General features: G+C 41.2%; 11 protein-coding genes. 3 read left to right on the top strand and 8 right to left on the bottom strand.

Annotation, left to right across the window (positions count from 1 at the left end; genetic code table 11):
* Positions 1-22 precede the first annotated feature (22 nt).
* Positions 23-940, top strand: coding sequence for a substrate-binding domain-containing protein (locus tag NLF99_RS14015; RefSeq protein ID WP_254529037.1), 918 nt, complete (start codon positions 23-25; stop codon positions 938-940).
* A gap of 68 nt (positions 941-1,008) precedes the next feature.
* Here NLF99_RS14015 and NLF99_RS14010 read toward each other — a convergent pair whose 3' ends face one another.
* The 3 genes from NLF99_RS14010 to NLF99_RS14000 all read right to left on the bottom strand — a co-directional run bounded on the left by NLF99_RS14010 (position 1,009) and on the right by NLF99_RS14000 (position 3,884).
* The gene (locus tag NLF99_RS14010; protein ID WP_093101040.1) at positions 1,009-1,878 is read right to left on the bottom strand and encodes a cupin-like domain-containing protein; all 870 of its coding nucleotides are present in this window, start codon (positions 1,876-1,878) and stop codon (positions 1,009-1,011) included.
* A gap of 277 nt (positions 1,879-2,155) precedes the next feature.
* Positions 2,156-2,923 (bottom strand): uroporphyrinogen-III synthase, encoded by a 768-nt coding sequence (locus NLF99_RS14005; RefSeq protein WP_254529035.1) that lies wholly within the window; start codon positions 2,921-2,923, stop codon positions 2,156-2,158.
* A gap of 10 nt (positions 2,924-2,933) precedes the next feature.
* On the bottom strand, positions 2,934-3,884 hold the full coding sequence (locus tag NLF99_RS14000) for a DUF4271 domain-containing protein (protein WP_185213932.1): 951 nt from the start codon (positions 3,882-3,884) through the stop codon (positions 2,934-2,936).
* Between the two features lie 71 nt (positions 3,885-3,955).
* Here NLF99_RS14000 and NLF99_RS13995 point away from each other — a divergent pair, with 71 nt between their 5' ends.
* Positions 3,956-4,522, top strand: a complete 567-nt coding sequence (locus tag NLF99_RS13995; protein WP_254529033.1) for a DNA-3-methyladenine glycosylase I — start codon at positions 3,956-3,958, stop codon at positions 4,520-4,522.
* Here NLF99_RS13995 and NLF99_RS13990 read toward each other — a convergent pair.
* Positions 4,515-5,066, bottom strand: a complete 552-nt coding sequence (locus NLF99_RS13990; protein ID WP_185213930.1) for a phosphoribosyltransferase — start codon at positions 5,064-5,066, stop codon at positions 4,515-4,517. The two genes, NLF99_RS13995 and NLF99_RS13990, sit on opposite strands and share 8 nt — an antisense overlap.
* 2 nt (positions 5,067-5,068) lie before the next feature.
* Positions 5,069-7,147: a transglycosylase domain-containing protein gene (locus NLF99_RS13985; protein WP_254529031.1), complete on the bottom strand. Its 2,079-nt coding sequence runs from the start codon at positions 7,145-7,147 to the stop codon at positions 5,069-5,071.
* A gap of 113 nt (positions 7,148-7,260) precedes the next feature.
* On the opposite strand from NLF99_RS13985, the gene NLF99_RS13980 reads away from it, so the two are divergent.
* Positions 7,261-8,322 carry an Mrp/NBP35 family ATP-binding protein gene (locus NLF99_RS13980; RefSeq protein WP_254529029.1) on the top strand — a complete coding sequence of 354 codons (1,062 nt, stop codon included), beginning with the start codon at positions 7,261-7,263 and terminating at the stop codon, positions 8,320-8,322.
* Positions 8,323-8,400: 78 nt separating this feature from the next.
* Here NLF99_RS13980 and NLF99_RS13975 read toward each other — a convergent pair whose 3' ends face one another.
* The 3 genes from NLF99_RS13975 to NLF99_RS13965 are packed head-to-tail and all read right to left on the bottom strand — an operon-like array spanning position 8,401 to position 13,550.
* Positions 8,401-8,907 (bottom strand): hypothetical protein, encoded by a 507-nt coding sequence (locus NLF99_RS13975; protein ID WP_254529028.1) that lies wholly within the window; start codon positions 8,905-8,907, stop codon positions 8,401-8,403.
* A gap of 10 nt (positions 8,908-8,917) precedes the next feature.
* On the bottom strand, positions 8,918-10,393 hold the full coding sequence (locus NLF99_RS13970) for a SusD/RagB family nutrient-binding outer membrane lipoprotein (protein WP_254529027.1): 1,476 nt from the start codon (positions 10,391-10,393) through the stop codon (positions 8,918-8,920).
* Positions 10,394-10,403: 10 nt separating this feature from the next.
* Entirely contained in the window at positions 10,404-13,550 is a 3,147-nt protein-coding gene (locus NLF99_RS13965; protein ID WP_254529026.1) for a SusC/RagA family TonB-linked outer membrane protein, read from the bottom strand.
* Positions 13,551-13,831 lie beyond the last annotated feature (281 nt).

Here is a 13,831-nt window from a genome sequence, read left to right as displayed (position 1 = left end):
CCATTGTAGAAATATTGAATATATGAAGAATTTAAAACGAATATTATTACTTGCTGTTATATTGTTGATGAACAAAGCATTTGCCCAAGACCCTTTTCAATATGATCCACCATGGAATACGCCGCCAAAGTCGGCAGTTGATTTCACTGTTCCAGGTATTGACAATGTTCCGGATCTGTTTGGTGATATTGTTGACCCACAGTTGGTTGTGTTTTTTGCAGGAAACCAATTTATGGTCATGGATGATCTATTGGACGCCTTCAAAAAGAAACATCCCAAATATGAAAGGATCTTTGTGGAAACCTTGCCTCCGGGCATCTTGGCCAAACAAATAGAAGGTGGATCGATTACCATAGGAAATATGAGGATTACCCATAAACCCGATGTTTATGCAGCTGGCAAAAACAGGATCGACAGCATGCAAAGTCACTTCTCTAGAACAGAAGTCTATGCTTACAATAAATTAGCGATCATGGTTCCTCAAGGAAATCCTAAAGCTGTAAAAACGGTCCAAGATCTAGCTAAGAAAGATGTGAAGATTGCCATGCCTAACCCTGCATGGGAAGGTATAGGAAGACAGATTGTTTCAGTTTATAAAAAGTTGGGGGGCGACCAATTGGAGAAAACCATCATGAAGGATAAAGTAGCTGATGGCTCAACTTACCTAACCAAGATTCACCACAGGGAAAGCCCTATGAAAATCCTTTACAAAGAGGTTGATGCTGCTCCTGTTTGGTATTCGGAGGTCGTATATCAAAAGCTATTAGATCATCCTGTAGAGATGGTTGAAATACCAAATGACCAGAATATCAAAGCAACATACATGATCGCCGAGATGAAGAACGCTCCAAGATCCCAAGCAGCAAAAGATTTTGTTGATTTCATGAAGTCTGATGAAGCAAAAGCGATCTATAAGAAATATGGATTTGAAACACCATAGTTTGTTTAATTAAAAAGAGAAGGGTTCCAATCAATGATTGGAACCCTTCTCTTTTTATAGCTATTCGCTTATTTCTTATATTTTCTGATGGCTTTGTTCGCTCTTTTGGTTGCTGTGTCGATTTTATAATCAAGCCATTTATCTTTAAAGATCTTACGCATGGTGTCATCAAAGTGGCGTGTTACGAAAAGGTTTCTCGCACCCTTCAGTTTCTCGCTCAATGAATTCGCCAAAGCGCGGACAGAGATGGAATATCCCTCAGTTTCATATTGGATATAATGCCACCATCCAGCGGGCATGTACAAGGTCTCACCTGGATTGATTACCGCTTCATAACCATCTAAAAATTCTAAGCCTGGATAATCTTTTACGTCGCTCTTTTTCAGGTTGGCAATGCTATGGAAATTATAAGGCAATTTATACATAAGGTCAGACTGGTTGTTCGGGAATAACCAGATACGCTTTGCACCTTGGAATTGCGAGATGAATACATGGGACATGTCAATATCAAAGTGGTTCCTGGTTGCAGAACCTTCACCACCGAAGAACATATAGGGTAACCACTGGATTACCTTGCCACCTGTAACATCATTGAATATGACGTCTTTTTTCAGTTCAGGTCTTATTTTCATAAGGTTAAACAAGAATAGACGAAGCTCAGTAGGTTCTTTACGGATCATATCCAAGTACTCTCCAAAGGTCATCTTTCCAACCGGAGGACTTGCTGCATGGTTTTGTGACTCCTCTTCCCGACCATAAACGTCGATTTTTTCGTTACCCGCTATTTCCTTGAAATAGTCGTAGCTCCACTTATTCCAACAAGGGCTATCCTTACTGATAAAGTCCTTGATGATAACAGGCTGACTCTTATTCAGATAGTCCCTAACAAAGTCTTTAGGAGCTATTCCAGATATACTATTAACAGGTTTTAATTTCACAATATTCCCATTTTTGAGTTAATGCAAACATAAAAAAAATATTTCTACAATAAATATACCCAACCCAGATGAAGGGAATATTTATGACTATTTTTTGGTAATGTAGGGAGAATATATTTATCAAAAAATGATAAACATCAAATTTGTAAGTGTTTCTTGATAATCGGTTTACGATCAAATAGCTGGGATAGATAGAAGGATTCTTGACCCATTACGGGAAACCATAAAAAAAGGCTATCCTTCTCAGGACAGCCTAAATATTATTTTGGGCGATTGCCTACTTATTAACTTGTTTGATGTACTGCTCAATGGCCATTGTCATACTTGGAGCATTCGGTGTCGGTGCTGGAATATCCAGGATCAAGCCATGTTCCAATAATGCCTGTTGAGTAGTAGCGCCAAATGCAGCGACACGGGTGTTGTTCTGTACAAAATCAGGGAAGTTTTCATACAAGGACTGTACACTGGAAGGACTGAAGAACACGATGATATCGTAAAACACATCTTTCAAGTCCTTGATGTCCGATATCACTGTTCTGAACAGCACAGCTGGTGTGAAATCATATCCATTCTCTTGCAACCAGCGTTGAGTTTCCTCATTTGCAACGTCTGAACAAGGAAATAGGAATTTCTCTTTGTTGTGCTTTTTCAGGACATCCTCAAGATCCTGTGCGGTTTGCTTTCCGAAGAAAATCTTGCGCTTACGATATTGAATGTATTTCTGAAGGTACAAGGCAATGGTTTCAGAAATACAGAAATATTTAAGTTCCGCAGAAACTTCAAATCGCATTTCCTCACATACCCTAAAGAAATGATCTACTGCATTTTTACTGGTGAAAATGACTGCAGAAAAATCTGCAAAATTAACCTTCTCTTTTCTGACATCTTTTGCAGAGACGCCTTCAACATGGATGAACCCTCTGAAGTCTAATTTTAAATTATACTTCTCGGCTAGTGTGAAGTAGGGAGATTTATCGTTTTCAGGCTTTGGTAAAGTAACTAAAATGCTCTTTACTTTTTTGGATCTTTCTACATCAATCTGCATATACTCTTTCTTAATTACTTAGTGACCTCACTAATATCAAAATTGGTGCTAATTCGAGACTGCAAAGATAAAGAATTAAATAAAAAATAGAAAATTTGAAATGACCGAACAGGTGAAAAGCAGTCCTAATAAACCTATACGAGAATAAAATAATTACAATACAAATGTAAATTATTGAGATAGTTTGAAAATAATATGCAGGAATAAACACTACAGCCAACAAAAAGGGCATTAGGAAAAACATGCTATTAAAATAAACTAGGTAAAGAATTGCAATATATTCCCTTACAATTTTTTCTAATTGAAATACAAATGATACAAAGCGGATGATCAGGATCTTTGCAATAAACAGCAAAGCAATGAATCCGGAGTTTTTCAGGAAGTTTTCAAAAGTAAGATAATTTTTGTCGCCGAAGCTTGACATGATCACCACGACAAACAAACCCAAAGACAAACTGAAAACGGCATACAAAAAGATATATGGCCAAGAGGTCGCTAGGTTATCTTCCTTACTGACCTGAAGCAATAACCGCTCTTTGTAATAGGCATCGACTATAATCTTAAGCTCTACCGGAAATACAATCCGTAGCACTCCTAACATCAAGAACAAAAGGAATACGATCAACAGGACCCATGCGGGCCTATTGCTCTTCTCTATCCCGTCCTGCAAGGCAGACTGTTTATGGTGCTTCCCAACTTCTTCAATCCCGAAATAAAGATCTTGATTTCCCCTTTTTAGCGTAGAATCATATGCTACTTTTAAATAATTGATTCCCTTATCAGGAAAAAGAATAATTTGACTATTTTTAAGGTTGTTGTCCAAGGACTCAAAGATGGCCACTCGAGCAAGAGAGTCTTTGATAGCAACGGAATCCACTAACAGCACGGAGTCAACAGGCAATATTTGGCCATAACTTTTAGGAGCAAAGAAAATGCTGCTAAAAATTAAAACCCATATCATATAAAATCTGTTGATGTGCTTCATGAAAGGCGTAAAGTTAGGACAAAATAATTGCTTTAGAAATTGAAAATATGAGTAAAAAAGAAATTGTAAGATGCGGCTGGTGTGGCACGGATGAATTGTACCAAGAATACCATGACAAAGAGTGGGGAAAACCAGTAAAAGACGACAAAGTATTGTTTGAATTCCTGATCTTAGAGTCTGCACAGGCTGGTCTTAGCTGGATTACGATCCTGAGAAAAAGAGAAGGTTACAAAAAGGCTTTCTCCAATTTTGATTACAAGAAGATAGCGAAATATACAGAGGAAGATGTGGAAAGGCTATTGCAGGATCCCGGCATTATCAGAAACCGCTTGAAAATAAACAGTACGATCCATAACGCAAAAGCTTTTATGGATATCCAAAAGGAATTTGGGAGCTTTTACAACTATCTCTATAGCTTTCTTCCAGACCAGAAACCTATCATCAACAAGCTGGAATCATTAAAGGATTCTGTCGCAACGACGGAGCTTTCAGACCGCATCGCTAAAGACCTTAAGAAACGAGGCATAAAGTTCTTTGGGTCCACCACCTGTTACGCCTATATGCAGGCCGTTGGCATGGTGAATGATCACCTAACCACATGCAGCTTTAGATAGCGCCGGTACGGGGGATATTTTTATAGATATTTTGAAGGTTACGGCATTGCCCGTTATAGTCCAATCCGTAGCCTACAACAAATTCTTTCTCGATTTCAAAGCCCACATACATGATATTGTCGAAGGAGTACAATAGGCAATCGGGCTTTAACAGCAAGGTCGCAACGGATATGCTGGCCACCCCTAATCGCTCCAATGCTTCAATGGTATGGACCAGAGAACGGCCCGAATCCACCACGTCCTCCACGATTACGATATGCCTGCCTTCTAGAGACATGCCCACTCCTATCAGCTCATGTATTTCGCCTTGATCGGTCCCAGCATAGGATGCCAGCTTCACGAAAGACATTTCACAGGGAATATGCACCTGTTTCATCAGGTCTGCCATAAACATGAAGCAGCCATTCAATACGCCGACAAATACAGGATGTTGGTCTTCATACCTCAGGTTGATATCAATTCCAATCAGGCGGATCCTTTTCTGGATTTGCTCATAATCAATCATGAGCTCAAATTCCAAATCGTCGATAAAAATATTCTTCATGATTAATCGTTTTGTTCTGAACTGCCTTTACCAAAAAGTTTCTCCAATAAGGATTTGCGGATCTGCTCTTCCCTATCGATTTCATCTACCATATCCTTGATATCATCATGGTTCATCATGGAATCTGGCACTCCCTTAGGCCTTGGCGGACGTAGGTTAGGCTGTAGTTCCACTTGATAGAATCCATAATTTCCAGGAACGTTCTCCCCTTCCAACTGGTTCATTTTATTCATGATATAGCCATAGGTATTGAAATGCTTCATCACCCAAGGTTTCAAGTGGCCAGTATAATCGAAGGAAGAAAGACCTGTTTTCGGTCTAGGAATAATGCTAGACAGGTACAAGCTCTCCCCGATGGTCAGTTCTGAAGGCTTCTTGCCAAAATAATATTTTGAAGCTTCTGCGATGCCATATACGTTTTTACCCCATTCGATGATATTCAGGTATATTTCCAATAAGCGGTCTTTGCTGACCTGCTTGGATTGCTCCATGAGCCAGACCAGCAGGATTTCTTCAAACTTCCGCATCATGGTCTTGTTCCGGTTCAGGTACAGGTTCTTGATCAGCTGCATGGAGATTGTACTGGCTCCACGTTTAAATTTTCTCTCCTTGATGTTGGTCACGATGGAAAGCTGGAAAGCCTCCAGTTCAAAACCATTATGTTTATAGAAAAACGGATCCTCCGTATTCAACACTGTTTTCTTCAAGATCGGAGCAATCTGATCCAAAGGAGTGAAATTAGGATTGGAAACATCCAATTTTATATCCCTCATCTTAAGGGTATCCTCATAGGCCTCATAGACAAATGGACCATTTAGGGCAGCAATATCAGCTTTCCCCCATTTCTTGACCTTTAGGTTTTTATCATCGATCTTGGAGGCAAACTTCAGCTCATCCGGATTGTCAAGATCCACATTGAAATCCATGTCATATTGTATGTCACCTTCCACTTGAATACCATCTAGGTTCTCAAACAATCCCGCTGGAAGTGCATCAAAGAAATTTTGGGCCTTGAACATACCGGTATGCACGGCCATCTCCAATATCTTCTTCGGATTACGCGTAAACTTCAGTTTTGGCTGAAAGGAAAAATCCTTCACCTCCACTTTGGTACCTTGGACCAATTCGATCGTATTTTCAGAGACAAGGAATCCCCCATCTGCAGAACCTCCCGGCAAAACAATGGTTTCTTCGGATAGTCGATGGTGGTTCACCCTTAAATTCTTGGCACTGACCCCACCTAGCATCTCCAAACTTTCCTTACCCTTTCGAGCCACATTATCCAGATGGAAACTCAGTTCATCAAAGCTCACATTCAAGCCAAAACGTCTCCCAATAAAGGGTATCTGTGCATCTTTATTATCCGATGATATGGTTACATTGGCCGTCTGACGGCTTGAATTGATATTTCCTTTAAAATTCCATTTTGCTTCCTGTTCATTGAGGAACACATCGATATCATAGTCACCATCGTCTATCTTCCCTTCAGGAACCTTCACCACCTGGGTAGAAGAAGAATCTTGAAAGGAAAGACTTACATTTTCTAAATTTAAATTATTCGGAACGGCCTGAAAAGCTCTCTTCAAAAGATTATCAATGGTTTCGGCCAGGGTCTTGGTTTCGGTCACCTCTTTTATACTGTCTACCTCAGACTTCTTGCGGAACAGGAAATCATAATTGGCAGTACTATCATGCTTGACCAAGGTGATATCCGCGTTTTTAAGGTCTAATTCATCCAGCTGTACCGTTCCTGAAAGTAGGGGGAATAATTTAACAGACACCTTGAACTCATCGATTGCGGCCAGTTGTTCTGCACTATCTGGAATCAGCTTTACCTGTTGAAAATCTACGGTGGTCAGACCTGCAAATTCATACTTTTGGACTTCAAAATTCAATGCATAATCATCCTTCAATTTCTTCTGCACCTTGGCTACAGCCTTGTTCAGCATATCCCCACGCACAGACATCGCCCATATAAAACCTATTAACAACACGGCTAAAATGCTTGCTGCAGTTATAATGAACCATCTCTTCTTAACGAAACTGAAATCGGGAATCTTGATATTTTTTACGTCTAACATATATTAATGTGAAAACCGAAGATTATGGTAAAAATATGCAAAAATCATTAAAAACATCATTATGACAAGATATTGAGCTTCTTTCTTTAGCTTTGTTAAATTAATTTAAATCCATGATTACTAAAGAACAGATTTTACATGCTTTAGGTCATGTGGAAGAACCAGATCTAAAAAAGGACTTGGTAACCCTCAACATGATCGAAAACATTGAAATATTACCGAATAAAATAAAATTTGATGTGGTACTCACCACACCTGCTTGTCCACTAAAGGGACATATTGAACATGCCTGCCGAAACGCCATTGCCTTATTTGTTTCCAAGGAAGTAGAAGTTGAAATCAACATGACGGCGAGGGTTCGCGCTGTTGATACCGCTCAATTGAAAAACATCAAGAACATTATCTTGGTTTCCTCTGGAAAGGGTGGCGTAGGAAAATCTACCGTCGCAGCAAACTTGGCCTTGGCCCTAGCAAATACCGGTGCAAAAACCGGATTATTGGATGCCGATATCTATGGCCCTTCGGTACCATTGATGTTTGGTGTGGAAGGTGCAAAACCGCAGTCCTCTCAAGGTCCAGATGGTAAAAACAGAATCGTTCCTATCGAAAGGTATGGGTTAAAGCTTCTGTCCATTGGATTCTTTACTGACCCGAACCAACCAATTCCATGGAGAGGTCCGATGGCAACTTCAGCAATCAAACAATTGTTTGGCGACACGGATTGGGGAGAACTGGATTACCTGATCGTGGACATGCCTCCAGGTACTGGAGACATCCATATCACTACGGCACAAAGTTATCCTATTGCAGGAGCGGTGATTGTAACAACACCTCAGCAAGTAGCCTTGGCTGATGCGATCAAAGGGATGGCCATGTACCAGATGGAAGGCGTAAAAGTGCCTATCATCGGTGTTATTGAAAACATGTCCTACTTTACACCTGCGGAACTTCCGGACAACAAATACTATATTTTTGGAAAAGACGGTGGCAAGCGACTAGCAGCAGACAACCAAGTCTCGTTTTTAGGGGAGATTCCATTGGTCAAATCTGTGGCCGATGCTGGAGATAATGGCTTCCCAATTGCCTTAGATCAGGATGAACCTGTGGCAAAGGCATTTGCAGACATGGCAGGACGTGTTGCACAGGAACTAAGTATCCTAGCTGCCCAAGCATAAGGATAAATCATTGAAATTTGAAAGGGGCAACATCTGTTGCCCCTTTCTCTTTTTAATCTATGTTTGGTAAAGAATACATTATTTTGTCAACCAAACCTGCGCTTGAACAGGGATAATTTCCTGGTCATTGTCCAGTTTCAACAGGAACATAAAAGCAATCTGTAATTGAGTAGCCGTAGCATTTGTCTCAAATCTTTCAACTAATGTTCTATTGGCTGCGCTACTGGCCTTAAAAGCAGCAATGGATGTATTGAAGACCGCCCTATTTCCATTTCCCGGAATGGGAGCAGCAATATAGGTTCCCGCTCTCACCCCTCCAGCATTAACCGCTGTCGTTCCACCCAGCACCTTAGAAATTTCCTTAATTGTCCTGCCAGACCCTGATGGAATGGTCAACGTAAAACTGATCTCATTCTTGCTAAGCGGCTGCGTGATGTAAGGGTTAAACCCATAGGTTGTGGCACCTTCATAGGTAACCGGAATATCAGGTCTATTATCTTTATATAGGTCTGTATACTCTTTTTTGCAAGCTGAAAACAGCGTGACAAAAAGAGCAATTATGATAGTATTGATTATATTTTTCATCGATTATAGTTTAATTAGCGTCCCACCATACTTTTACATTCGAATTTGGCACATCACTTCCCTGTGGAAAGTTCGGATTACGTTGCTGTTCTGCAAATATATAAACTGCGCGCACCGGTCTGGTTCCATCAATACCTGCTGCATTTTGATGTTCTGCCAAGACAGGATAACCGGTCCTTCTCCAATCGTTCCATTGCTCCAATCCGTTCGAGAAAAGGGAAATATACTTTTGGGTAATGATTTTCTCGATCTTTTGGGCATCCGTGCCAGTTAAGGTCACTTCAGCTGCATTATCAGCAAAATACTTGTCGATTACAGCGGCTGTTACCCCAGCATCTGACATCGATGCACGAATCCCTTGTTGGTACATAGCTTGAGCATCCCCAGCAATCCCATGGCGAACAATAGCTTCTGCGATGATAAAGGAAGTCTGTGCATAGGTGATCAAACGGGTTGGTCCCTCACCACTTTGCCCAGTTACATAGACATTATATTTAGACCTGTCATTGAATGGAGGTGCTGTACCCGCAAAACCATTATCTAGGGTCACATATTCACCGGTAGGTTTGGTCACAAACCTTTCAAGACGTGGATCCTTCTTATCGGTCAATAGGGTCACGAAACGGGTACTGATCAACAGGTCATTTTGGAATAGGGAGTTATGGGTCAACGTCCAAATGGGAGCCTGACTTCCAACCTGTCCACCAAAGTTTACCGCTAGGTTTGTCGAATTACTATTGATATAGTAATTCTTGCTGATGATCTCCTGCAGGATTGCCTTAGATTGTGCCGGCTCTACAGCACTGATCTGCATGGCTAATTTCAACAACAAGGAGTTTCCTGCACGCTTCCAGCTTTCCATATTTCCGCCATACACGATATCATCCACTCGAGGACTTAATGGGCTCTCCTTTTCTAGGTCTGCAAGACCGGAGCGAACCAAGTCAAATAGGTTTCCTAGGGAACCTTCAACATTGCCCAAATAGATATCCTTTTGTGGGGTTAACACCGGTGTGGTTTTACCCTGATCACCAATCAAAGCCTCATAATAGGGTACATCGCCCCAGACATCGGTGGTCATGGCAAAAGTAAGGGCCAACATGATCTTGGCAACACCTGAATAGGCAGGGCCATTATCTTGATTAGCCACATCGATCAGTTTACGATAGTTGACCATGGCGCCACCATACAGTTCATAAGACCATTGGTTACCAAAATCATCGCCGCTCGTAATATAGCGATCCCAACCAGCAGGGCTTCCAGAAGCTCCAGCAGTAACACTCATGATCGTAGAAGCAAACCTGTTCAATTCATTGGAATTGGCAAATGCAGTACCTGCAAGCGCCGTCGGCAGCAAAGTCGCTGCAGGCACTTTCAATGGGTTATTTGGTGTATCATTGACATCAAGGAAATTGCTACAGCCGACTAAGGAAAGCGACAGAACAAAAACCGATATTTTCCGTATATTATTTTTTATGATTTTCATTGTTCAATTTTTAGAAGGTAACTCTTAGATTAAATCCATAATTTCTGGCGGTTGGCGCACCGTTCAGGTCCATACCTTGAACATTACCGGCACCTTGTGTATTCATCTCAGGATCACCAGGGAAACCCGGTGCAAACATCCAAAGATTTCTACCGCTTACCCCTACGGATATCTGTCCAAATGGTGTTTTCTGCAATAAGGAGTTTGGCAAGGTATAATTCAAGGAAACCTCTCGTAAACGGTAAGAGGTGGCATCAAACACCGCGGCCTCTGAACCAATACCGCCTAGGCCCTGCCAATAGGCTTGTGAAGATATCTGGATATCATTTGGTCTATATCCCGTCACGTTTCCATCTGCATCCTTGATTTCGATAACGCCTGGAAGGATCCTTGGCTTATCCCTGTCTACGGCTGTAATATCTACCATACCACCGCTGCGCATATCCACTTGCGAGAAAGAGAAAATCTGACCACCCTTTTGGATATCAAAAAGGGCCATTAAGCTTAAGCCTTTATAATTGATGGTGTTAGTAAATCCTAAGGTGTAATCCTTTTGCGGACTGGCGATTACTCTATTTCCTATTGCAGGCGCAAATCCACCGGTTACAGGATTGATCAGGAACTGACCCGCATCGTTACGGGCATGCTGCGCACCAACGATGACACCATAAGGATACCCTTCAGCAATGGATGGTGCAATACCGATAAAACTATTGATACCCGGAATTACCGTACTGGTGACTTCATCACCGCCGACTGGCTCCTTGCCAAAAATGGCTACGACATTATTTCTGATCTTGGTAAAATTGAAGTTGATATGCCAGCTAAAATTGTCTTTTCGAACTGGGTATCCCCCTAGCAAAACCTCAATACCCCTATTTGTCATTTCACCGATATTCGAGGTAAAGGAATTGTATCCCGATGAATTTGACACCGCTACATCAAAAATTTGGCTCGCACTTCTGGTACTGAAATAAGTAAAATCCAAGTCTATTCTATTATTGAACAAGCCCAATTGAGTTCCCACTTCATAGGAAGTCACGAATTCAGGCTTTAATTCAGGGTTCCCTATTGTACTTCCAATCTGAAACCCTGTAATACTGCTACCCCCAACAGATAATGGGAAAGTGATATTGGCTGTATTGTTACCATATCCTGCTGGACCATAAACGGAACTCAACAGATAAGGATCGGCATCACGGCCTACCCTTGCCACATTACCCCTGATTTTCCAATAGGATAAGATTTCTCCTCGTAAATTTTCAAAGGCGGTTGTAGGGACAAAGCTCAAAGAGGCAGATGGATAAAAATAGGTGTTGTTCTTTTCAGGAAGCGTCGAAGATTGATCCGCCCTTCCGGTCAATTCCAAGAATAGGTAATCATTATATCCTAAGCTCAACTGACCATAATAACCGATCAATCTGCGCAAGGTTTTTCCTGCATAAGACGAAGTAAATACAGAGGCATTGCTCACATTGTCAAACATTGGAATAGCCAATGAACTACCGATTACCCCTGAATATCGATAAGAACGACTATTGATGTTTTGACCTAAAAGCAGGTTTGCATCCAGGCCTTCCATAAAAATATCATCTTTTTTGGCCGTGATCATCAAATCTCCATTTAGTTCACTTCTGAACCTCGTGTCTTCATCGATGGTACCAAGTGGTGCACGGGCAGCACCCGGCCTTTGGATCTGCGACCTCTGGTCAAAATAGGTATCAGCAGTAACCCGATAGGAAGCACTCAACCAATCTGTGAAATCATAGCCCACAACCAAGTTACCATAGGCACGGTCTACTTCGGATTGGAAAAACTCATTCTGTATACTCCATAAAGGACTATTTTGCGTTGGCAAGAAATACTGTCTTTGACCAGCAGGGCTTAATATAGGTGTACCGTGCAGATCATAGGAAATAGGGATACGGGTAATCTGTCCAAAAGCACTACCACCATTTCCCATGGTCGCTCCGCGCTGGCTAGTTTTAGCGTAATTGATAGTACCACTGATCTTAATTCCATTTTCCAAGTTCCTGCTCCCACCGATATTGGCAGTATGTCTGTTGTACTTACTTTCCGGAACAATACCTTTCTGAATGGTACTTGACACACCTGCAACAAAATTGGACTTCTCATCGCCCCCAGCAAGGTTCAATGAATTTTGATAAAAAGATCCTGTTTTATAAAAATCTTTAATATTGTTTGGATACGCTCTATAGGGCACCGTTAATCCTGTACCCCCTTGGATTACCTCTTCCAGGGTTCCAAATCTTGGTCCCCATGAAAGTGTAGATTGATTATTATAGATGTTCTGTGAACCCTGTCCATACATCTCCTGAAATTTCGGGAGGTACCCCACATTTTGGAAGTTCATCGAAGAGTTTAAGGTTACCTCGGTCTTACCGCCCAAGCCTTTACCCGATTTGGTCGTGATCATCAAGACCCCAGCCGACGCTCTTGAACCATATAGTGCAGACGCAGCAGGCCCTTTCAGGATGTTGATCGACTCGATATTGTCCGGTGGAATATCATTTAAACGATTGGATGGTTGAGAACCAAACAAGGTATTCTGGCTGTTATCGGTATCATTACTGAAAATAATCCCGTCGACAACAATCAATGGTTGGTTATTACCACCAAAGGAAGTAATACCACGGATATTGATATTGGTCGAAGAACCTGGCTGACCAGAAGCACTTCCGATCGTCACCCCTGCAACCTTACCTTGCAATGAATTCAAAACATTGGTTTCCGATCGCTGAACTAGGTCTTCCCCACCGACCTTCTGGGTTGCATAACCAATGGATTTGGCTGTTCGTTCAATACCCTGTGCGGTCACCAATACTTCTTCGATGGCTTCATCGCCCGCATTCAGCACCATGTTAATACTGGTTCGGCCGGCAACCTTCACCGTTTGGCTCTGATAACCTACATAGGAAAACCGCAATGATGCATCTGCATTGGCTGAAATGTTGTAGGTACCGTCACTTGAAGTCTGGGTTGCTACAGAAGTACCAACCACACTTACCGACACTCCTGCCAATGGCGTTCCATCACTCGCTGAAGTTACCCTCCCAGTAACCTCTCGATCTTGCGCATACGCTGTTCCGCACAGGCATATGAACACAAAAATAAATTTGAGTAGTCTTTGTTTCATAAATTAATTGTTTAGTAATAAAAGTTTATATATACTTAATATTTGTTTAAATATTAACTTGAAATTGGCTCTAAATAACTTTATTAACTATATATTCTAAATTTCGTTAATATTTTTAATATAATCAAGAATATTAGGTAGTATTTGTTAATTTTAAGGAAATTATCAGAAAAATAAACTTGAAACCTCAACCAATATCTATTGTTTAGATTAATTTTAACCTTCAATTATTGCGCTTTAGTATAAATTCCGATAGTTATTGAGCAGAAATGGGAATAATG

The sequence above is a fragment of the Sphingobacterium sp. LZ11T8 genome, assembly GCF_024261425.1.
Lineage (GTDB): Bacteria > Bacteroidota > Bacteroidia > Sphingobacteriales > Sphingobacteriaceae > Sphingobacterium.
Note: the sequence above shows the minus strand (reverse complement) of the source record. Positions and strands in the feature narration are given on the sequence as shown.